Source organism: Maribacter cobaltidurans, from assembly GCF_002269385.1.
Lineage (GTDB): Bacteria > Bacteroidota > Bacteroidia > Flavobacteriales > Flavobacteriaceae > Maribacter > Maribacter cobaltidurans.
Genome location: NZ_CP022957.1, coordinates 2,524,229 through 2,545,641 on the forward strand (window position 1 = coordinate 2,524,229; position 21,413 = coordinate 2,545,641).

A 21,413-nucleotide genomic window follows, 5' to 3' on the forward strand; every position below is an offset into this window, starting at 1 on the left:
TAGTTACTTCAACTCATTGTAATACCAAACATTCATACTTTCCAATGCATCACGGACAAAAGCATTGTTCGTAAGCGTGCCTGCATATTTAAATCCGTGCTTGCTGTAAGTGATGTTTAAACCATAGGACGTGGCCCTAGCTAACGCATAGATTGTTGTACAACCTACATCCTGCATCAAAGTTTTGATTTCCTGCACCAAATAATAGGAAAGATTCTGTCCCCGGTAATCTGGATGTGTAGCAAAATCAACAATTTCAAGATTAGATTCCGTTGGGTGTACTCTCAAAATAGCCGAGACCAATAATTGTTCTTTCACAAATAGGCCATAGAATTGATGGTCAAGTTCCGCCAATTGTTCAAAATCTTGCTCCCTTTTAATATGCTTGGGATGGTACTTATATGCTTTTTCATGCAAGTCTACCAATTCCGAAAAGTCCTTTGACCCCAATTTTCTTACCTCGTGATTACTAGGTATGCCCATGTGGGGATTTTCATTGGGTTTGTTGGCAGCCATGGCAATGGTTTTTACCGTTTCAATGATTTTCAACTGTTTTTCATCACATTGATGTCTACCCTCGTTCAGATAATCGGCCAAAAAATATCCTGTAGTTTTTCCATGATAAAGTCCAGGTATTTTTGCTTCTACGGTATAGCCATTGGACTCAAATTTATTTATGGCATTTTCCGGAACCCTGCTCAGAATCTTGTCATACTTCTTTTGTTTTGCCAAAGCCGTCATTTTGGGCAGGATGGCATCTATTTTCTCCTGATTTATTTCCGATAAATAAATCCTATTGTGGATTTCTCCATGATATATGGTTGCTCCTTCTATATTTTCTATCGTTTCAAACATATATGATTTAAGATTTGGTAATTAATATTCGTTACTCCCTTATTTGACCGTCGCCAAAGACAAAATATTTGTTGGTGACCAATTGTTCTAGCCCTAAAGGCCCTCTATGGTGTAACTTGTCAGTACTAATCGCCAGTTCTGCACCTACTCCCATTTGTCCTCCGTCGGTGAAACGTGTAGAGGCATTTTGATATACGGCAGCGCAATCTACCTCCTCCATAAATTGCCTGGCACTACCCTTGTCGCTGGTCATAATGGTTGCAGAGTGGCCACCGGAATTCTCATTGATTTTGGATACGGCTTCATTTAAAGTTTCCACAGCTCCCAAACAACATTTCATAGCCAAAAATTCTTCTTTCCAAATAGAATCGTCGGTAATAAGGGTGGCATTAGTCAGGGTTTTGGAAACCTTATCATCGACCAAAATATCCACTCCATTGGAACTGAGAAGGTTGTATAATTCGGTTAATTTTTGATTGTAGTTATTTATACTTTGACTGATCAAAATCTTGTCCAATGCATTACACGCCGATATTTTATCCGTTTTTGCGTTCATAATGACCTTTAGACTTTTTTCCCAATCGGCATTTTCGTCCACATAAAGGAAATTATTTCCCCTACCACTAACAAGCACTGCGCAATTGGCGTGTTCTTTTACAAAGTTTATCAATCTCTCGCCACCTCTGGGAACTATTAAATCTAACTTTTCGACAGGATTTTTAAGAAAATCTTGGGTTTCCTGTCGGTTCATGGTCAACAGTTGGATATAATCCGTTGGAAGCCCATTTTCCTCCAACGCCTTGTGCCATAATTCTGTAAGTATGGTGTTACTGTGCAAGGCTTCTTTGCCTCCTTTAAGGAGTATTTTATTACTGGCTTTAAAAGCCAAAACAGCGGCCTCTATAGTAACATCAGGGCGCGATTCGTAAATAATCATTATGGTTCCGAAAGGTGCCGTTTTATTGGTTATCTCCAATCCATTGTCCAAAATCCTGGTTGAAATGGGTTGGTTAACCGGATCTTCCTGGCTCTGAACCTCTCGTATGGATTGTATCATACCATCTATTTTCTTATCCGTGACAATAAGACGGTCATACATGGCCTGATCCTCTTTTTGGAATAGGTCCAAGTCCTTTTTATTTGCTTTGATGATACTTTCCCTGTTTTTGTCCAACAGGTCTATCATGCTTGTTAATACGTTGTTTTTTATCTCTGTAGTCAATATTTTCATTTTATTAATTCTTCTTCCAAGGTTACTCTTGTCCCTACATTTTTACCATCAATGATGTCGATGATGGTATTCTTCTTTTTACCGTTGGCAATATAGGTCGGTATACCCTTGGCTGCCGCCTGCTGGGCGTAATCCAGTTTGGATCCCATGCCTCCTCGGCCTTCCTCCTCTTTTTTATTATTGTCCTTGATATACTTGTCCAGATTTTCCTCTGGTTTTACATGTTGCACCAAGTCACTGTTCTTTTCATTGGGATCACCTGTGTACAGTCCATCGATATCGGTTAGGATGATGAGTTTGTCCGCATTCAATAGTTGGGCAATCAAACTTGCCAATTCATCATTATCGGAAAACATACTCATAGTTACGGATACGGCGTCATCTTCATTGGCAATAGGAATAACACCTTCAGACAATAGACCTTCACAACAATTGATCATATTTTGCCGGTGAACACCAGGGCTAAAGTCCCTTTTGGTGGGAAGTACCTGGGCACATTTCATTCCATAATCATGGAAAATATTGTAATAAAGCCTCATCATTCTGGGTTGTCCAATGGCAGAATATACTTGCCGTCTTTGGGTCCTATCCTCGATATTGGATTTTCCCAAAACCTCTTTTCCTGCAATTACGGATCCGGAAGAAACCAGTACGGTAATAATATCCCTTTCGTACAATTTTGCAATTTGCTCTACTAGGTTTCGTAATACAGGTCTAACAATTCTATTGTCTTTGTTGGTCATTACGTTGGTACCAACTTTCACTACTATTTTTTCCTTATACATACGATTTCTCTTTTCCAAGTTCAATGGCACGTTCAAATGCTGCAAAGGCAGCTTCCTTAATTAATTCACCTACCTTGTTATTATCCATACTATCCAAAGCGGCACGGGTAGTACCTCCTTTGCTGGCCACCTTGTCCATCCAGGAATTGGGTGAAAGGTCGTTCTGATTGAAGAGTTCAATGGCACCTGTAAAGGTCTGGCTTACCAGGACTTTGGAGACATTTTTGGAAAAGCCCATTTTTAGCGCCGCCTCCATCATACTTTGCATAAAATAAAACACGTAGGCCGGACCGCTTCCAGAAATACCTGTAGAAGCATCGATAAAATTTTCGTCGCTTACCAAAATGGACTTGCCTGTGGTATCCAATAAACTTTCAATGGTTAAAAGTTCTATTCTGGATACTTCCTCAGAGGCCACAAAAGAGGTCAACCCTTTTCCTATTTGAGCGGGTAGATTGGGCATAGCCCGTACCACTTTATTAAGGCCTGTAAGATCTTTAATCGTTTTAATGGTTACCCCGGCCATGATCGAAATTACAATTTGACCCTTGTTGACCAATGGCTCCATTTTCATCATTAAAGCATCAGCATGGTATGGTTTAACGGCAATAAAAATGATATCTGCCTGTGGAACACAATCTGCCAATTCCTTATAAGTATCAAATTTGGCCTCTTTCCTAAGCGCTTCTAATTTTTCCTCGGAGGTATCCAACACCATGATGTTTCTTCTTTTCAATAGTTTGGATTTGGACATTCCTTCAGCGTAGGTGAGTCCCATATTTCCCGCTCCGATAACTAAAATCTTCATAAGATAGTTTTGTTGTTTATTAAAATTTAAAAGTGATCGTTTAGTTTAAATGAATAGCATTTTTTCTACTCTGTTATTTTTTTTCGTGAAAAAAGTATGTGTGTATTTGTGCATGGTTTTGAACGGCATTCCTAGAAAATATTTTTTAATATAGGTTACCTTCCAGTTCAAACGGCCTAGACTGGTTCTATACACTTCTTTCACATTGCTTTCTCTTTTTATATAAATAATTTTCATTCATTGGTATTTATGGGGCATAACATAAGATTCTCCATGAACCTAACAAATTAGCCATGTTAAGCTTATGTTATATTGATTATCAGATAGTTAATCCTCAAGGATTAACCAAAATTATCGTGGATTTGTTAGTTTATGAGCCAAAGGGAGGGTAATTTGATAATTACCCTTTTTGCTCTTATTGGTCTTCGTTCTCCAATAGATATTGTTGCTTGTATTCGGCCTTTTGCAAGGCTTCCCTTCTTTCTGTAGACTGTTTGGTGTAATGTTGTCTATCCTTAATCTGGTCCAATACTTTGGTTCTTCTATATTTTCTTTTGTACCGTTTGAGGGCACGTTCTATGGATTCTCCTTCTTTTACTTCTATTTTTAGCATAGTTCTTTTTTTAAATTATAAATAACTTCTTAATACTTTATTTCTGGACTTTTTTCTTAGTGCACGCAGTCCTTTTTCGCGTACTTGTCTCACACGTTCCCGAGTAATATCAAATAAATCACCAATTTCTGAAAGGCTCATAGGGGGCTCTTTTCCAATACCATAAAATAGGCGGATTACATCACGCTGTCTTTCAGGTATTGTGTTCAAGGCTTCGTCCAGGTCGGTTTGAAGTGATTCTTCCATCATTTTTTCATCCGGTTTATCCGCATCCTTGGAGGAAAGTACGTTGTATAGATTGGATGATTCTTCCTCCTTAAAGGGAGCATCCAACGATAGTGACCTTCCGGAACTCTTAATGGAACTTTCCACCTTTTTTACACTCATATCCAATTCCGATGCAATTTCCGATGGATTTGGTGGGCGTTCCAGTTTCTGTTCCAATGCGGAGTATACCTTATATATTTTGGTATTCGTTGCAATTTTATTCTGGGGTAGTCGAATGGATTTTCCATTCTTGGACAACGCCTGTAAAATAGCTTGGCGTATCCACCACACAGCATAGGAAATAAATTTAAAGCCTCGGGTTTCGTCAAAGCGCTTTGCGGCTTTGACCAGTCCCAAATTTCCTTCATTAATAAGGTCTGTTAAACTTAACCCTCTATTTTGATATTGTTTGGCCGCTGAGACCACAAATCTTAGATTGGCATTTACCAATTTTTCCAAAGCCTTTTGGTCGCCCTCTCTTATTCTTTGGGCCAATTCCACCTCCTCATCTGCTGTAATCAGTTCGATTTTACTGATCTCTTGAAAGTATTTTTCAAGTGACTTCGTGTCTCGGTTCGTGATTTGCTTTGTAATTTTTAGTTGACGCATAAAAGTGTTTTGGATTATGACTAACTCATAACCTACACCTTTTATCTAAAAATCCAAATAAATGGACAAAAACCTTCAATTTTGAATGAAATGAGTCAAGATTTAATCGAAATGGCCCTCAAAACACTAAAAATTGAGTAAAATCAACTTTCTTCTCTTAGACTTCGCTATTGCGAACTAATTTTCATAGATAAATCTAGATATTGGAATTTAGAGATATAATTTAAACACCTGATGAAAGGATTTCGGCCCAAATGGAACACGGAATTTGTTTGAAAACGAAATAGTAGATCTAATTTTAAACAGAAAATTCCTATATTTATTTCGGTTTGTCGGAGTACTAAAAATGGTATGTTTAAAGCTATTAATTTTTAAGTAATTCTAGAAGATTTTGATTACCGGCGTAATTTTTAAATAGAATGCGATGCTCAATATTCAGGAAAGTAACCCTGTAAATATGCTGCGACAGTTCGCAGAGCATTATCGTGCAATATTTGAAGAAGATTTTGGCGCCGCCAATTTAAAGTTGGACAATGAGAAGGGAAGGGGACATATTAGTCTTTTTAAACCTTTTGCCGGTGTTACGGCTTGGGCATATAGCATTCGTTTTGAACAAGATCTAAAGTTCAATCTTAATTTTTCACCCAATAAATTACTCTATTTGGGTATTGTTGTAAATGGCTATCAGTTGCACAAATATTCAAATGAGAAAACTTATCATAAGATTCATCAAAGCCAAAATTTCATCTTGGTTGGAGAGGATGGTGAAAGTGCTGAGTTTGTTATACCAAAGGGGATCGATTTCAAATGTTGTTACGTCATTTTGGAGCCCAGCAAATTGGAAATTTCAGGTAATAATAATAGTACAAGCTTACAATCCGATTTAAAAAAGTGTTTTTTCGCCTTTTCTAAACAAGGATAAATCCTTTAGGTTCTTCGGAGGAATAAGTGGGAGGATTTCTGAAGTGGCAACGACCTTAATAGATAATAAAAGAACCGATGTTGTTGGGAGATTATTGGCCGAAGGGGCATTAATGAATATGTTGGCATTTCAGATTGAGGCCCATGATCGGGAGAAAAACACAGATGATTTATCGCCAAAATTGAGCAAGGCAGAGTTATCCAGAATAACGGATTTGGGAGATTTGATCAGGAAAAATATAAGCAGAAGGCCCTCCATTGAGGAATTGGCAAATATGATCGGAGTTTCACAAAGTAAGTTGCAGACTGGGGTTAAGTATCTTCATGGCCGTACCGTGAACCAATTCGTAACGAACATTCGTTTGGAAGTTGCCCGAGAACTTATTCAAAATACGGATATGAACCAATCTGAAATTTGTTATCACATTGGATTTTCCAGCAGAAGTCATTTCACCAAAATTTTCGAGGAGCGTTTTGGCAAAGTACCTTCTGAGTATAAAAAGGCTTTTATTCGCAACAAACAAGGTTCATAAACAATGAAACGAACCTTTGATTTTTGGGCAAACCTTTCTAGAAATTTTAGTTAATAAACGTTCTTTCATTACTCAAATTTGGAGGCGTCCAAATTGAAAAACCTGACCGCATTATTAAAGAATATATCTCGTTTCTGGTCTTCAGAAAGGTAATCTGCATTTTCAATAACACCAATTGAAGTTTCCAATAGACCGGGCCACATCATTAAATCGGTTCCATATAAAATTCTTTTGGCAAAGCCCGCTTGGACCAATCGCTTCAGATAGGCGTGGATTTCTTCTTGGGGATAACTCCAAATAAACCCGGCCAAGTCAACATACACATAGGCATTGGCTCCCATAAGTGCAATCATCTGGTCTATCATGGGATAACCGGCATGCATGACCCAGATTTTTAGTTTTGGGTGGCGGGCCAACATATCTTCCAATAAAAAAGGTTGTCCAAGAGAGGCTCTATACTTGGGCGAAGTAATATTGGCCATTCCGTTACCGCCCGTACCCATATGAATTCCTACGGGAAAACCAAGTTCTTCGGCAACCCCAAAATATTCGTCCAAGGACATGTCACTTGGGGACATTCCCTGATATTGTGGAGCTACCTCGCCCATGACTTTGTAAAAGCCATTGGACAGGGAATCCCTAAAGGCCTCCACGGTCATTTGATTGGAGTTGCTTATCCCGAAGGATGGAATAATTCGATTTGGTGCAGCGCTATGCCATTTATGAATGATATCCGCATCTCCACTTACTACCATAGTGATGTTCAATTCCTTATTGGCCCTAAGAATGGCCTCTTGCATTTCCTTATCGGTCTTTGCCGGTTTCAAAGGGGCGACACATCCGGTATTGATAAATGATGGCGGATTCTGATTGGGTCCACTTCCTGGCATATCCTTGAGGAACCACGGACACATTTCAGAAGAAAAGTTTGGGTTAACCTTCATGGCATGTACGTGTACATCTATAATGGGCAACCTTTTTTTGGTTTCTTGGGCGTTACCTTCCAACGCAAATACTCCAAAGATAATGGCTAAGAAAAAGGTTGTTTTCAGTGTGTTGGTCAAGTGCTTCATTTTAAATTAAATATTTTCAATTATTTAAATAACATGGGTGCAAATTCGGATAGGTAGATTCTCCAATTGCTCCAAGTATGTCCTCCGATACTTTCACGGTACTTATAATCGAAGTCTTGCTTGTCAAGTTCATTACGCATGGTAACCACACTTTCATATAGGAAATCATCTTTTCCACAGGCTATCCAATATAGCTCGGGGTCTGCCTCTTTGAGCGCCAAAATCTGTTGGGCTCTTTTTGAATGGTCTACCTCAATTCCGAATCGGCTCAAATCTGCAAAGCCCATGCTCATGACACCGATATAATCGAAAAGGTTTGGGTTTTCAAAGGAGGTATTTATGGTTTGTAAACCACCCATGCTTAAACCTGTTAGAGCCCTATTTTCTTTATTGGCCTTTACCCTAAAATTGTTTTCAATATAGGGAATCACATCGTTGACCAAACTTTTTTCGAACATCATGTTGGCCATTCCCCTGGCGGATTGCTCTACTTTGGGTAGTTTGGGAGATATGGTTTGTGCAGACGCTTGGGTAGGGTTGCCATTGGTCATAACCACGATCATGGGTTTGGCCTTGCCACTATTGATAAGATTGTCCAAGATGGTTGGAGCCACGCCAAGGGTTGGCCACGCTTCTTCATCACCGCCTCCGCCATGTAGTAAATATAAAACCGGATAATCTTCCTTGGATTCATGATATCCCGGTGGCGTGTAAACGAACATACGACGGGTCAAATCCAACGTAGGGGATTCATACCAAATTTGATGCACACTTCCTTTAGGACCTGTTTTGGCCCAATAAAGGTCCGACGCATCACCTGGGACATAAAGGAGGCTTTCCGTTCTAAAAGTCCCGTCCCTTGCCACCATTAAATTAGAAGGGTCTAAGGTGGTAACATCATCTACCAAAAAGGAATAGCCGTATAATTCGGGCTCCAATGGCCCAACAGTGGCAGACCATACACCTTGCCCGTCTTTGGTAAGAGCTACGGTCTGTCTCTTCATTCCCTGATTTCCATCGGGTACCATAGGCATCCAATTCCCGGAAAGCGTTACGTTTTCTGCTTTTGGAGCCCTTATACTAAAGACCACGGTATTATCATCCTTTAATTCAGGGGAAACCAAACGTTCCCTTTGACCCACTTCCTGGGCCATTGCATTTAGTGTAATTAGTGATAGCAGTGCAGCTGTCTTTTGCCAAATGGCAACTTTTTTGGCAAAATTTAAATGGGATAATAACATAGTTTTCTCTTTGTTGGGTTCATACATTTTGTTTGTACTCTCAAATTATCCACGGCGGTTTTTTATAATTCCGATATGGTCAATTCGTTTTCATGAAACTGTTAAGGTATTTACGAATTTTAATTTTACTAAGAATAAAAGGGTGGTTAGTGATAATTTATACAGGGAAAAATAGTCAATAATTTAAATAAAACAGGGTTTTTAAATGTTAAAGTCTCAAATTGAGACAATAATAATTTTTCTAACCGTACAATAATGTAAAATATATTCCTTGGAAGGGACTATGGTTTGTTCTTATGAGTGATGTTGATCTGTGCTGGTTGTTGCACTATTCATCAAATAAGGCATACGCAGAAGGTTGAATCCCGTCCCGTAGAAAAGTAATAATCGTTAATCAGGACATCCCTTTGACTAATAATTGCAATATCAATTTTTATTCTGTACGATATATTATTTTTGACGGTAACGAAAACATATCGGATGAAAGTTAACGTATTTACAACGGTCCTATTGGCCCTATTTTGTTTAAGCTTGGCAAGTGCGCAACAAATCGATTTCTCAACCCTTAAAAACCTAAACATACGCAATGTAGGTCCTGCGAATATGAGCGGAAGGATAACGGCCATTGACGTCGTGACCGATAACCCCAAAATCATGTATGTAGGTGCGGCATCTGGTGGGGTATGGAAATCCGAAAATGGAGGTTCTGCCTGGAAACCTGTTTTTGACGACGAACCAACCCAGAATATTGGTGCATTGGCCATTCAACAAAGCTACCCTAATGTGGTCTGGGTGGGAACGGGGGAAGGAAATCCAAGAAATTCCATGAACCTAGGTATGGGTGTTTTTAAAAGTACCGACGGCGGACTTACTTGGAAACATATGGGCCTTGAAAGTACTAAGGCTATCCATAGAATCCTCGTTGACCCCAAAAATCCTAATGTTGTTTATGTAGGTGCCATGGGAGATCCTTTTACGGCAAATGCAGATAGGGGACTTTTTAAAACCGTAGATGGCGGACAACATTGGGAGAAAATGCTATTTACAAATGAAAAATCGGGAGTTGCAGATATGGTGATGGACCCAACAAATCCGAATCGAATTTTTGTGGCCATGTATGAACATGAACGTACACCCTACTATTTCACTTCTGGGGGAAAAGGTTCGGGACTTTACCTAACAACCGATTCGGGAAAAAGTTGGAAAAAATTGAATGAAAAGAATGGGTTGCCCTCAGGTGATTTAGGACGTATCGGGTTGGCAATTGCCCCTTCGGAGCCCAATAGAATGTATGCCAAGATAGAGGCGAAAAAGAATGCCATCTATCGTAGCGATGATGGTGGCAGCAGTTGGAAAATGATCAATGATAATCCCAAGTTTGCCAATAACCGACCGTTTTACTTTCAGGATTTGGCAGTCGATTCGGAAGATGCCGACCGGGTCTATAACATTTACCAACCTTTATCCGTCAGTTATGATGGGGCGGCAACTTTTGATACCATCCCAATGATACCGGCTGATGAAACTAAGGGAATCCATGCGGATTTTCACGCGTTTTGGGTGAATCCCAAGGATGCGAAGCATTTTATAATCGGTGGTGATGGCGGTTTGGGTATTACTTACGACCATGGAAAAAGTTGGTATTTTCCAGAGACCATTCCCGTGGCGCAATTTTATCATGTGGGTGTGGATAATGACCGCCCATATAATGTGTACGGAGGTATGCAGGACAATGGCAACTGGTCCGGACCGGCATATACATGGAAACGCGGAGGTATACGTACCCTGTATTGGCAATATTTGGTGGGGGGCGATGGTTTTGACATTTCACCCGACCTCGATAATTCCCGTTTTGGCTATGGTTCCTCACAAAATGGAAACTTGTATCGGTACGATAAATTGACGGGATATTATGTGAGTATTCAACCCCCGGCACCCGACCTAAATACCATACTTCGTTTTAACTGGAATGCGGGTTTTGCTAGGGACCCCTTCAATCCCGACGCTGCTTATTATGGATCGCAATTTGTTCATTATACTGAAGACAAAGGGGCTACTTGGCAAGTTATTTCTCCAGATTTGACAACTAACAATCCAGACTATCAAAAAAAGGACTATGGGGGACTCACCTTGGATGTATCGGGTGCCGAACGATATTCCTCTATTTTAACGATAGCCCCAAGTCCGAAAAACAAGGAAGTGGTTTGGGTAGGAACCGACGACGGTCAAGTTCAATTAACCAAAGATGGTGGCGAGACCTGGGTCAACTTAACGCCTAATGTTGGGCAATTACCTGAGGAAGGATGGATCGCCCAAATTGAAGCTTCCCGATACGATGTAGGTACTGCTTGGATGGTCGTAAACAATTACAGAAAAGGTGATTACGAGCCCTATCTTTTTAAAACGGTCGATTTTGGAAAAACATGGCAGCGAATGGTCGATGCCAATACGGTGAAAGGCTATGCTTTAAGTATTATCCAGGATCCTGTAGAACCCAATTTAGTATTTCTGGGAACAGAAAATGGATTGTGGGTCAGTGTGGATGAAGGACAAACCTGGGCCCAGTTTAAAAATGGATTTCCTTCCGTTTCCACCATGGATTTAAAGATTCAGGAACCGGAGTCGGCTTTGATCGTTGGAACTTTTGGACGGGCTATTTGGGTGTTGGACGATTTGCTATCCTTACGGGAAATTGCAGGGAACCGAATAAAATCGGGTGTTACTGCATTCCCCATGAACGATGCCGTTCAGGTAAAAGGCTTGTTCATTAACCCCCCGGGAAATATTTGGACCGGTTTCCATACCACCTTTGAGGGCGAGAACAAGGTGTTTCAAAAAACAAAGATTCCATTTTTTATATCCGAAATACGGGAGAGTGACAGCCTTTTAAAGGCCGATATTTTTGATGCTCAAAACAACAAAATCAATTCGGTACAAACCAAGGATTTAGAAGAAGGGCTTAACTATTTGATTTGGAAGTTGGATGAGAAAGCGAGTTCCTTACCAGGTTCATGGTCGGATGATTTTTCTCGGGATATCCCGGTGTTGCCCGGTGAATACTCCATCGTAGTGCAATATGGTTCTTCAACGGATACTACGAAAGTAAAGGTTATTCCTGACCCAAGATTTGATGTAGATCCCGAAGTAGATCGTGAACTATATGCCTATCGGAAAGCTGCTGATACGGAAGTGGCTATGTTATCCGAAAAATTGAAAACTATTGATGAAAAGATAAAGCAGGTGGAGAAATTATCAAAGCAGCTTGAAGGTAACTCTGATAAAGTTAATAAATCCTTGGAGAAAAAAATCAATGCAATGAAGCAGGCCTTAAAAGACTTGCGGGCAAAAGGGCAGACCCCAAGACCGGAAAGGCAAGTAGGGGCATGGCAATCCTTTGAAACCTCGCCCTATTCCAAAATTAGGGAAGTATTGAATATTGCTGCGGCCCAGACCCGTGTGCCATCACAACAGCATCAAGAGATTTTGAAACAGGCGAAGATGTTGATTTCAGATTTTTCAACTGAGGTAGACCGTTTTATGAAAAAGGAGTGGCCATCTTTTGAAAGCGAGATCAAAAAATCAAATCTGAAATGGTAGATGTACAAACCCTGATATGATTTAAAAAGATAATTAGGATAGAACCGCCTCCGCTTCAATCTCCACCAAATAACCATCGCCTACCAATTTGGCCTCCACCAAGGTATTTGCCGGATTGATACCGTTGAACCGTTCACCATGGGCATATGCTACGGACTCCCAATCCTTTAGTTGGTTTACAAAAATTCGGGTACGAACCACATCGGCCAGCGTGCCACCAAAAGAAGTGATGACGCCTTCTATCTTGTCAATAATGAAATGCGTCTGCGCGGCGGGGTCGTTACCTCCGATCATTTTACTGCCATGCGTGGCCGTTGTACCAGACACATGAATACGGTTGTTTATTTTCACGGCCCTGCAATACCCTGCGTATGCTTCCCATTCGGTTCCGCTAAAAATCTGTTCGCGATGATTACCTGTTTTAATAGGGGTAAAAGCTTTCGGAATGGTTTCCAAGTGATCGCTGAGGTCTCCGGATGCGGTCAAGAACGGTGGTTTTCTATATTCGTCCCCGCAGTCGCCCGGTATCATTTGAAAGGCTTTCAGAGCGGTTTTAATAGCATCTAAATCGGCAGAGTCCAAGTTGATGTCCAACATGCTTCTGTTGTCCTGGATATGCTCGCTTTCACCCAGTCTAGCTCCAACGATTACGGCAGCTACGGCCGGATTCTCAAGGATGTATCTTGTGGCGATATTGGCGATAGACGCATGGTGTTTTTCAGCAATGTTCTTTACGGTCTGCAATACGTTTTGATACGGTTGCCATCCTCCTGCAGCATCAATAAAGCGCTTATATTTCATTTGTGACCACGTGGTCAATGCTTCTTGTGAAGGTTCTGGTTTTCCTAACCATTTATCGGTTAAAAATCCACCGGCCAAGGTACCAAAGGCCAATAATTTTACACCGTATTCTTTGCAAACATCTGCCATTTTACCCATGGCACGTTGATCTATCAAGGAATGGCAAATTTGATTGCTTACAATTGGGATACCGCTGGCCAAGGCTATTCGTAAATGGGCGGCATCAAAGTTGGTAACGCCCAAATGTTTAATAAGACCTTCTTCCTGCAATTCCTTCAGATAAAAAAGACCATCCAACCAACTGGCATCCGGATAGTACCACGCGTGAAACTGCATCAGGTCAATAGAAGACTGTTGCATTCTATCCAAAGCGGTGTTTACCGCTTCCCGAACGTCTTCCCGGGTAATCTTACCGGGTTTGGGGACCCATTTGGTAAATAACTGCACTTGGTTTTTGTCATCCAAGCTTTTTTTAAACGTACCCGCAATAATTTCGCTAGATCCGTAATGGTCGGCCATATCAAAAGAAGTGAGTCCGGCATCCAAATAGGGTTGCATATATTTTGAGGTGGCCAATGGATCCAGGGTAGTGCCATCACGCTCCATATCGGCTATTTGCCAGAGTCCGGTAATAACTCTTGAAATTTCTAAACCATCAGCTAATTGTATTGTTGTTCGCATTTGTTATTCTTCAGGGAGTTTTAAAAATCGTGTTGCAATATCGGTTTTGTTCTTCTTTAAGCGGCCCCAATTATACGCAAAGATACCACTGGCCAAGCCCATAACGATCAACCAAATAGGGGTAGAGTGAAAATACCAGGCACTGGCACTAGTGGTGAGATCTTTATAAGTATGAATGATTAAAAATGCGGTTAGGCTAATAATGCCCAGCCAACCGATACACAATTGCCAGTTTCTATTTTTTATGACCGAGATTCCATTGGCTATATTGGGATTGATGCTGTGGATGGACACTAAAGTGATACACATCAACAAGAAATTGACCATCATTGAGGTCACCATAATGTCGATGCCCAAAAAGAAGTCCCCGGCAAAATGAGATCCCAAAACCCCGATGCTGGCCATACCACCAGCTACTAAAAGGGCAATGTGCGGAGTATGGTTTTTAGGGTGTATCCGTGAAACAGCCTTTGGAAAAATACCATCTTTTGCCCAGGCGAACATTAATCTGGAGACGGACAAGAGCATGGCAGGCAAATCATTGATCAGGGCAATGGCGGCCCCAGCTAAAATAGCGATTCCCAAACCAGAGGGCAAAACATAGCTCAATAGGCCCGGTGCGGATATATCCTTTTCCAAGGCCTCTTGGGCAACAAAACTCCATGGCACAATATGGTAAACCGAAGCGGCAAATAAAAAGTAAAAAAGACCTACGCCAAAAATGGCCAATAGAATGGCGGTAGGTAAAGCTTTTGTCGGGTTTTTGGCCTCCCCGCCCGCTTGCGCAATGGAATCGAACCCGATAAAACTGGAAAATAATAAGGCTGCGGCCGATAGAAATACACGCCAGTCAAAAGCGATGCTTTTTATGGGTTCAAAAGTATTTCCTGTTTTTTCTTGTAGTGCGGTTAGAAAATCAGAGGAGTCGTAAATCAATCCCGAGACAATTACAATCCCGCCCAAAGCGAACATCAAAAACATCATGGGTAGTAAAATACGCTCATAGCTTCTTACACCCTTAATATTGATAGCCACAAAGGACCAAATAAGGGCCAAGGCAATGGATACCCGGATCCATCCGATTTCCAAACTATTGGATATGCCCTGCCAGCCCAAAGCCAAAGTTACATCCCTTATAAACGGAACGGTCACATAGGCAATAACACCAATAACAATCGATAGCCCGAACCATTGTGAAAAACTGGCCACAAAACCCAAGTAGGGATTGAGACCCCGACTCGCATAAATGTAACTACCTCCTGCTCTTGGCATGGCGGACCCCAATATACCATAGGCCAAAGCTGCAAATAGCGCCGGTATTGCGGCAAAAGCAAAGGCCGGCAATACATAGGGGCCAATGCCGGGTACATTGCGTTGGATCATAAAGGGCACCACGTTGATCGAGGCACCTAACATGGAGCAGACACCTGTCGCCGTAAGGGCCAGAATTCCCATTTGGCGGGATAGTTTTTTAGGCTTGGTATCGGTCATGGACAGCGGTATTCCTTTTCAAAAACTAGTCGAGACCCAAATAGGTTTGGACTCCGGTCATTTCCCATCTTCCCAAGGAAATGGGTATACTGCCTACCGAATTCAATTCATCAAAGAAAGTACGCATTTCAAACGGTTCGTTCCTTGCGGCTTTCACTCTTGCGTATTCCGCCAAAGTATTTTCCAATAAATATTTTCCGGTAATGTAACTGGTTCCATAGCCCGGTTGTCTTAGGTAGAGGTGTTGTTCAAAAAGCAGTAGTTCCTTTTCGGTTTTCATCCACCCTCTTGGTGTGTATTCCGAATGGATTCCTCCGGCTTCCTCCATGGTCATCATATTGGCATGGGCATACAAGGAACCTAGGCCCCTTGCGGCACGTTGTGCGATCATGATGTACACAATTTCCCTAGAGCGGGGAGAATCATCATAGAGTCCGGCATCCATAAACATTTCTTCTACGGCAGTGGCCGTACCTTCGTTTCGGGAATCGAAAATATTATAGAGCAAAGGTGTTCGTCTGATTTCACTTTTGTGGGGTTCCGTATCCATTCGCTCCAGTTCAAACCAATGGTAAAAATGGGAGTAAAGGGGGCGTTGATCATAATGCGCCGTTATCCAGAAAAAGTTTCGTTTTTCTTTGGGCACAAATGCACCTAAATGTGCATTGAGGGCGGGTTCAAAATAGTCCTTTACGGTCACCATTTCATTAGTATCCAAAAAATCGAGAAGGCTTTTGGCAGCTTCCTTGGCCCGACGGTCATATTCCTCGGGGGAACTGGCATCGGTCAATTCCGGTAGGTTTCTGTTGCGGTGCTCTTCTAGTTTAAGGGCCGACCAAGCACGTGAAAGTTCGCGCTTTAGGAGCATCACCTCGTCTTCCCAAGTCAATGGAACCAAATGCACATTTTGCAGGTACCAAGTATAATTTTCCTTTCCAATACCTGAAGGACCGGTTTTTGAGGAGGCTTCGGCCTCCAACCAATTTGCCAACCCATCTGTTGAGGTAATCGCTTCATCAATGGCCTTCATCAATTTTTTATCCTTTGCTATCCCAGGAAGCTGTTTCATGTTTTCCAGGTTTTGGCTTTGGGTTTTAATATCTCTGATACCGGCAATCCAAAGGTCCTTTGCATTACCGGTAAGGTTCAGTTTTGCTTGCTCGTTCAAGCTTGGGATTACAATTAGTTGTTCCAATAATTTGGCTCGCTGTTCCTTGTTCAACGGAAATTCATATTTCCAAAGGTCCAAAACAGCGTGGTGGGTAGGACCCTCATGGGCAGGTACATCGCTACGGTCCGTCCATATGGTGGTATAAAAGGCCGGATCTCGTTGCCATGGCTTTAGAATGCGGTGGTTGAAATCATAGCCGTTCATTTCGGCATGTACAATGCGCCAATCCACTTGGTGGGGAATGCTCCAACCCGTGGTGTCCATTTCCTGTAGTTTTTGATGAAGGGCTTTGAAGACCGGCCATCTTGTATTGAAGGTTTCTTGGGTATAATCCGGAGCTCCATCCCGTAAAGGTGGATTTTCAAAGGCTCTCCATTCCTTAAAAAGTGCAACCAAATCCTCGTAAGCATTGGAAGCATTTTGTGCATTGATTTGTAGAACGTATAGTGTGGAAAGGATAACGAAGGAAATTTTCCTTTTGAAAATGACAGGGATTTTCATTTTTAGTACGTTTTAGTTTGGTGTCAGCATGCAAATTAAGCATAGTAAGGTAATGAACCGCGAGAATAATAGGTTTGTGAAGAAAAAAACAACCAAAAGCCCTCAACATGTAGTGTTTTCAATTGTTATAAAGGACATAAAGTGTTTATGTATATAAATCATAAACAGATAAGTGCTCCTAATATTAATTATTTTTGAATCATTTTAGTTCCTTCGAATGGCTAACTATAAAACTCTATTAATAATTGATAAACAATAAAGGTTGCTGATATTAAAGTTCATTTTTACCATAAATTAAAAAAGAGTTCAACAACATTTCCTAAAGCAAAACTTAACAGTGCACTCCAAAAAGTAATGCGCCCCAATTTAAAAGTATCGGTAAACGCAAGCCACAGGGACCAAACAGCACAAATAAGAAAGATTAATTTGGCGTAAAATGGTAATGTATTAGAAAAAAGCCCGGCGAGTGTAAAAATAAAATCCATCAATACGGTAAAACCGAATAAGGCCAATGAAAAATTGACCTTTTTATTGTTCTTGAAGAGATATAAGCCTGCAATCAGAAGTTCCACACATATGGCTAAGGGACCAAATTGTCCGTAGTAGTCTTTAGTGAAATATCCTTCCCAAACCGTAGGTAACTCAACTTTCTGGTAGAAAATAACTCCAAAAACTAATGCAATTATTATAAAACTAAATGCGGTTATTTTTTTCATGGGTCTTACGTGATATTTTTTATTTGGAATTTCGACTAACCAACTTTACAATACGATTAATTACAATCTCCGATAAATTCCATTCATATCCCTCAAAATCGGTTGTGTTTATAAATTGAACCACCACAGTATCGATATCTTCATGGTACTCTGCAAGACTCTGATAACCGGGAACCAGGCCTCCATGCTCGTACTCATAAATAGAGGAATAAATTTCCTGTTCGCCCTCTTTGAACACGGAACCATCGTTCAATGCCCTAAGAAAAATGCCTACGTCCTCTGCAGTGGCCAACATTCCGTTTTCATTGGTCTTAAAATCTTTGTCAACGCCTACATAATAGCCGCTCACCACATTATCCAAATCCACTTCGTTAAGTGAAAAGAACGTATTTTTTAGTCCAAGGGGAATCAGAATTTTCTCTTTGATGTATTGCTCATGACTATTCCCAGTCACTTTTTCGATGATTTGACGAAGCAACAAATAATTCGTGTTTGAATAGCCATAGTCTTCATTAGGTTCAAAATTGGCGGGCAGATCGACAGCGAATTCCAGTGCCTTTTTACCATTTTCCTGTTCGTTTTCCCAATACGTGGGATTATCGGTAAAATTTGGAATACCGCTTCTATGTTGTACCATTAACCTAAGGGTTATCTTTTCCGCATTTTCAATTCTCCCCACAAGTTCCGGAAAGTAGTCAGCAAGCGTTTCATCCAAGGACAACTGGTTGTTTTTGGCTAGTTTGGCAATTGAAACGGCCGTATACAACTTGCTGATACTGGCAATCTTGAACAGCGCTTTTGGGTCGGCCGGTATTTTCTTGTCGCGGTCTTTCCAACCGCCTACGTAGAATTCTGGTGGTTTGTCTCCTTGCTGCACGTAGACAATCATACCATCAAATCCGTGGCCGATGGCCTCATCCACTTGTTCCTGAACCGTATCGGGCAACGGTAAAATCCATGCCTTGACCAAAATCCATGGCACGAAGTACAATGAGCCAATACTTACAGCAATAAATAGTATTCTAAGCATTTGTTTTATTCGGTTCTTCACCATGATACGGTTGTTTATTTTAATATTTGAAAATTTATAAGTTCTCAACTTTCGCCTTTCGCCAAAAATAAAAGGCAAATATCGTAGTGATAATTGGTAGCATTAACCCATATTCATCTATCCAAAAAGTACTGCTATCATTTGTTATGGTCAAGGGCGTGAAGATCTTTTGTATGAATATATTGTGCACGGAATGAAATAGTGCCGCAGGCCACAAGCTGTTAGATTTAAAAGTATAGTAGGCCAAAATGACCGAAATTGCCACTATCATTACGGTAAAGGCTGTAATATGAAGCAAGAGGCTTCCACTTCCCTTGTATATCAAAAAGATAATTGGCCAATGCCATATCGCCCAAATTAGTCCACTAATTATAGAAACAGTGCCAAAGGAAAATAGTTTTCGAAGTTCGTAAATAAAAAATCCGCGCCAGCCTATTTCCTCGCCCAATGTAGAACCGATGTTCTTTATAACACCAACAATAGATAAGAGAACAATCATTGTCAATAGTATAGCAGTACTACTGAAACCTTCCATACCTAACTCTTGCGACCATTCGACCATGGTTTCCTGATTGACTAGGTCACCAAAACCAAAAACCCAAATCACTATATAGGAAAGCGTGATATAGGCTACCGGAATCAAATAGGATAGGCGCAAGTATTTTATGTGTTTCAAACCCCAAGGAAGACTTGAAATGGGTCTTTTCATTAGCTTCAATGTAATGAAGGCGGAAAGTGCAGGGCACATCATTAAAGCCCCGACATAGATGCTTGTAGGGTTCAATCTCAGTATTGCATAATAACAGATAGCACTTAGCAAGGTCAAAATCCCCAAAAACAACAGTATCGTTATCCGGACTTTTTTCTGGTTTTTTGGTTCGTTACTCATAATAAGCTTATTAGGTGAGTATGTGCCTATTTACAGTGCTAATTTGATTGTCTTTACCTCTTTGTTTTTCTTGCCAATGGTGCTAAATAGCGATCAATAGCTATCCTTTGCCCAATGAATTGCTTATCATTCTTAACGGCCCATTCCACTAATGGGACCTGGTACTTTTACCTGTTCTCAGAGTTCTAATTCCTAGCGCTCCCAGCGATATGATTAAAATCACGAAATAGAGTGTCGTGAGCGTACTCTTAAGAAGACTGAAACTACTGGTTATTGCAACAGTACTATGGTCTATTTCGGGATAGCTGTTGAGTATAGCAATGATTCCTAAATTTTCAGCGTAATCCATCGCTCCGGCTAATAAAGGCAATAGACATAGATATGCCAAGGGCGTTTTTAGTTTGTCGAGTTTGTTAAGGAAATAGGCAAGTACCAAGCAATAACTTATTCCAAATAAAAGTGGATAAATCATATCCACAGGTATTTGATTGCTTAAATAAGTCTCACGTCCAATTTCTCCGAGTGTGTTGACTAGTTGGTCGACATAATTGAAGTCATATCCCATTGGTAGCATATCGAGCAATTTCATTCCATTTGAAAATTCCATTGTTTTGGGAATAGTAACAGTAAGCATGAATACATATACTACATTGGTAATTATGAAAAGTGATAATACTTTTTTACCAGCAATATTTTTCTGAAAGAATTTGGTTATTTGTTTTGTTTTTTTCTTGGTCATTTTTTCATTGCTAGTGTTTGCCTAATAAGTCTTGAGAATTTAATCATTGGTAATCGCATCTATTTCCTCGATGACGTTTTCACCTATATCTTTTAATTGACCATACAAAACAATCATAGTATCAAACTGCCAGGCTACTAAACTAATGACGTTTCTATAGGGAGCAGAAGATGTATATGCTGCAAACTCCTCAAAATACTCAGCTTGCGTTGTCGCCCTTATTTTTAGGGAATCTGGGGGTACAAATGCGTAAGCGAGCATCAAAGACCTATCGAACTGAGTGGAAAGATACGCTTGCTGACTTTTTGCATACTCATTATAACTATTTTCGCTTGCTGCAATTTCGTCTATTAAACTATGGTATCTGGTCAAAAGGGAATCCAATGGCGTATTGTTGATCTTACCAAAATATTCGGAATTTTTTAAAGCTTCATACCCACCGGTATTCGGTTTAAAATACAAATCTGCAAAGGCGAACCCACTGCCCATAAAGAGAAAAAGATTCTCGTCTTCCGTTTTATCCAAGATGCTAATGCGGGCCTTTTTACAGAGATCAGCTATTTTTGTTCTACCCCTTGATAAAGAGTCCAGTTTATAAAGGTCTTCTATTGTGTGGGACTTGATCTTCACTAAATACTCTTTTAAGGCATTGTCATCCTTCTTGGCTTGATTCCAATTGTTGATTTGTAAGGCAATCAAAATTCCTATGACCACCAGAACTATTTCGCCAATGGCATACAATAGATAGTTACGAAATTTGTTTTCGGCAACGAGCTTCTGTCTAATTTTTCGAAATAATTTCATTACTAGTTCAATTTTCCATCTTAAATATATGCTTTA

19 protein-coding genes are annotated in these 21,413 nt (G+C 40.6%); 3 read left to right on the forward strand and 16 right to left on the reverse strand.

Annotation, left to right across the window (positions count from 1 at the left end; all coding sequences use genetic code 11):
* Positions 1 to 3: 3 nt before the first annotated feature.
* The 6 genes from ablB to CJ263_RS11030 all read right to left on the reverse strand — a co-directional run bounded on the left by ablB (position 4) and on the right by CJ263_RS11030 (position 5,168).
* The gene (ablB, locus tag CJ263_RS11000; RefSeq protein ID WP_094997318.1) at positions 4 to 855 is read right to left on the reverse strand and encodes a putative beta-lysine N-acetyltransferase; all 852 of its coding nucleotides are present in this window, start codon (positions 853 to 855) and stop codon (positions 4 to 6) included.
* Positions 856 to 886: 31 nt separating this feature from the next.
* Positions 887 to 2,086, reverse strand: a complete 1,200-nt coding sequence (locus CJ263_RS11005) for a glutamate-5-semialdehyde dehydrogenase (protein ID WP_094997319.1) — start codon at positions 2,084 to 2,086, stop codon at positions 887 to 889.
* Entirely contained in the window at positions 2,083 to 2,871 is a 789-nt protein-coding gene (proB, locus tag CJ263_RS11010; protein ID WP_094997320.1) for a glutamate 5-kinase, read from the reverse strand. The genes CJ263_RS11005 and proB overlap by 4 nt, the downstream gene beginning before the upstream one ends.
* Complete coding sequence (gene proC, locus CJ263_RS11015; protein WP_094997321.1) at positions 2,864 to 3,679, reverse strand: pyrroline-5-carboxylate reductase; 816 nt, start codon at positions 3,677 to 3,679, stop codon at positions 2,864 to 2,866. The genes proB and proC overlap by 8 nt, the downstream gene beginning before the upstream one ends.
* A gap of 415 nt (positions 3,680 to 4,094) precedes the next feature.
* Complete coding sequence (rpsU, locus tag CJ263_RS11025; RefSeq protein WP_094997323.1) at positions 4,095 to 4,292, reverse strand: 30S ribosomal protein S21; 198 nt, start codon at positions 4,290 to 4,292, stop codon at positions 4,095 to 4,097.
* A 15-nt stretch (positions 4,293 to 4,307) separates the two neighbouring features.
* The gene (locus tag CJ263_RS11030) at positions 4,308 to 5,168 is read right to left on the reverse strand and encodes a sigma-70 family RNA polymerase sigma factor (protein WP_094997324.1); all 861 of its coding nucleotides are present in this window, start codon (positions 5,166 to 5,168) and stop codon (positions 4,308 to 4,310) included.
* Between the two features lie 424 nt (positions 5,169 to 5,592).
* On the opposite strand from CJ263_RS11030, the gene CJ263_RS11035 reads away from it, so the two are divergent.
* Positions 5,593 to 6,090, forward strand: a complete 498-nt coding sequence (locus CJ263_RS11035) for a hypothetical protein (protein WP_094997325.1) — start codon at positions 5,593 to 5,595, stop codon at positions 6,088 to 6,090.
* A gap of 43 nt (positions 6,091 to 6,133) precedes the next feature.
* On the forward strand, positions 6,134 to 6,622 hold the full coding sequence (locus CJ263_RS11040; RefSeq protein ID WP_094997326.1) for a helix-turn-helix domain-containing protein: 489 nt from the start codon (positions 6,134 to 6,136) through the stop codon (positions 6,620 to 6,622).
* A 68-nt stretch (positions 6,623 to 6,690) separates the two neighbouring features.
* Here CJ263_RS11040 and CJ263_RS11045 read toward each other — a convergent pair whose 3' ends face one another.
* A complete protein-coding gene (locus CJ263_RS11045) occupies positions 6,691 to 7,686 on the reverse strand; it encodes an amidohydrolase family protein (protein WP_229702413.1) in 996 nt (331 codons plus the stop codon).
* 29 nt (positions 7,687 to 7,715) lie between these two features.
* Positions 7,716 to 8,936 (reverse strand): esterase, encoded by a 1,221-nt coding sequence (locus CJ263_RS11050; protein WP_094999217.1) that lies wholly within the window; start codon positions 8,934 to 8,936, stop codon positions 7,716 to 7,718.
* A 480-nt stretch (positions 8,937 to 9,416) separates the two neighbouring features.
* Between CJ263_RS11050 and CJ263_RS11055 the strand changes: the two genes are divergently transcribed.
* Positions 9,417 to 12,533: a VPS10 domain-containing protein gene (locus tag CJ263_RS11055; RefSeq protein WP_094997328.1), complete on the forward strand. Its 3,117-nt coding sequence runs from the start codon at positions 9,417 to 9,419 to the stop codon at positions 12,531 to 12,533.
* Between the two features lie 33 nt (positions 12,534 to 12,566).
* Here the strand turns inward: CJ263_RS11055 and CJ263_RS11060 are convergent, their stop codons facing one another.
* The 8 genes from CJ263_RS11060 to CJ263_RS11095 all read right to left on the reverse strand — a co-directional run bounded on the left by CJ263_RS11060 (position 12,567) and on the right by CJ263_RS11095 (position 21,377).
* Positions 12,567 to 14,015: an aldo/keto reductase gene (locus CJ263_RS11060; protein ID WP_094997329.1), complete on the reverse strand. Its 1,449-nt coding sequence runs from the start codon at positions 14,013 to 14,015 to the stop codon at positions 12,567 to 12,569.
* A 3-nt stretch (positions 14,016 to 14,018) separates the two neighbouring features.
* On the reverse strand, positions 14,019 to 15,506 hold the full coding sequence (locus CJ263_RS11065; RefSeq protein ID WP_094997330.1) for an APC family permease: 1,488 nt from the start codon (positions 15,504 to 15,506) through the stop codon (positions 14,019 to 14,021).
* Positions 15,507 to 15,531: 25 nt separating this feature from the next.
* Positions 15,532 to 17,178, reverse strand: coding sequence for a hypothetical protein (locus CJ263_RS11070; RefSeq protein WP_094997331.1), 1,647 nt, complete (start codon positions 17,176 to 17,178; stop codon positions 15,532 to 15,534).
* A 284-nt stretch (positions 17,179 to 17,462) separates the two neighbouring features.
* Positions 17,463 to 17,894 (reverse strand): hypothetical protein, encoded by a 432-nt coding sequence (locus CJ263_RS11075; RefSeq protein ID WP_094997332.1) that lies wholly within the window; start codon positions 17,892 to 17,894, stop codon positions 17,463 to 17,465.
* Between the two features lie 19 nt (positions 17,895 to 17,913).
* Positions 17,914 to 18,948 carry a serine hydrolase domain-containing protein gene (locus CJ263_RS11080; protein ID WP_094999218.1) on the reverse strand — a complete coding sequence of 345 codons (1,035 nt, stop codon included), beginning with the start codon at positions 18,946 to 18,948 and terminating at the stop codon, positions 17,914 to 17,916.
* A gap of 31 nt (positions 18,949 to 18,979) precedes the next feature.
* Complete coding sequence (locus CJ263_RS11085; protein WP_188669449.1) at positions 18,980 to 19,834, reverse strand: CPBP family intramembrane glutamic endopeptidase; 855 nt, start codon at positions 19,832 to 19,834, stop codon at positions 18,980 to 18,982.
* A gap of 148 nt (positions 19,835 to 19,982) precedes the next feature.
* Positions 19,983 to 20,573, reverse strand: a complete 591-nt coding sequence (locus CJ263_RS11090; protein WP_094997334.1) for a hypothetical protein — start codon at positions 20,571 to 20,573, stop codon at positions 19,983 to 19,985.
* A 39-nt stretch (positions 20,574 to 20,612) separates the two neighbouring features.
* Positions 20,613 to 21,377, reverse strand: a complete 765-nt coding sequence (locus CJ263_RS11095; protein ID WP_094997335.1) for a DUF6090 family protein — start codon at positions 21,375 to 21,377, stop codon at positions 20,613 to 20,615.
* Between the last annotated feature and the right edge of the window lie 36 nt (positions 21,378 to 21,413).

Bases quoted from the DNA above. Each gene is read 5' to 3' on its own strand.
- CJ263_RS11065 (WP_094997330.1), bottom strand. From the start codon at position 15,506: ATGACCGATACCAAGCCTAAAAAACTATCCCGCCAAATGGGAATTCTG.
- CJ263_RS11070 (WP_094997331.1), bottom strand. From the start codon at position 17,178: ATGAAAATCCCTGTCATTTTCAAAAGGAAAATTTCCTTCGTTATCCTT.
- CJ263_RS11075 (WP_094997332.1), bottom strand. From the start codon at position 17,894: ATGAAAAAAATAACCGCATTTAGTTTTATAATAATTGCATTAGTTTTT.
- CJ263_RS11080 (WP_094999218.1), bottom strand. From the start codon at position 18,948: ATGGTGAAGAACCGAATAAAACAAATGCTTAGAATACTATTTATTGCT.
- rpsU (WP_094997323.1), bottom strand. From the start codon at position 4,292: ATGCTAAAAATAGAAGTAAAAGAAGGAGAATCCATAGAACGTGCCCTC.
- CJ263_RS11090 (WP_094997334.1), bottom strand. From the start codon at position 20,573: ATGACCAAGAAAAAAACAAAACAAATAACCAAATTCTTTCAGAAAAAT.
- CJ263_RS11055 (WP_094997328.1), top strand. From the start codon at position 9,417: ATGAAAGTTAACGTATTTACAACGGTCCTATTGGCCCTATTTTGTTTA.
- CJ263_RS11085 (WP_188669449.1), bottom strand. From the start codon at position 19,834: ATGAGTAACGAACCAAAAAACCAGAAAAAAGTCCGGATAACGATACTG.
- proB (WP_094997320.1), bottom strand. From the start codon at position 2,871: ATGTATAAGGAAAAAATAGTAGTGAAAGTTGGTACCAACGTAATGACC.
- ablB (WP_094997318.1), bottom strand. From the start codon at position 855: ATGTTTGAAACGATAGAAAATATAGAAGGAGCAACCATATATCATGGA.
- CJ263_RS11035 (WP_094997325.1), top strand. From the start codon at position 5,593: ATGCTCAATATTCAGGAAAGTAACCCTGTAAATATGCTGCGACAGTTC.
- CJ263_RS11005 (WP_094997319.1), bottom strand. From the start codon at position 2,086: ATGAAAATATTGACTACAGAGATAAAAAACAACGTATTAACAAGCATG.
- CJ263_RS11030 (WP_094997324.1), bottom strand. From the start codon at position 5,168: ATGCGTCAACTAAAAATTACAAAGCAAATCACGAACCGAGACACGAAG.
- CJ263_RS11060 (WP_094997329.1), bottom strand. From the start codon at position 14,015: ATGCGAACAACAATACAATTAGCTGATGGTTTAGAAATTTCAAGAGTT.
- proC (WP_094997321.1), bottom strand. From the start codon at position 3,679: ATGAAGATTTTAGTTATCGGAGCGGGAAATATGGGACTCACCTACGCT.
- CJ263_RS11050 (WP_094999217.1), bottom strand. From the start codon at position 8,936: ATGTTATTATCCCATTTAAATTTTGCCAAAAAAGTTGCCATTTGGCAA.
- CJ263_RS11095 (WP_094997335.1), bottom strand. From the start codon at position 21,377: ATGAAATTATTTCGAAAAATTAGACAGAAGCTCGTTGCCGAAAACAAA.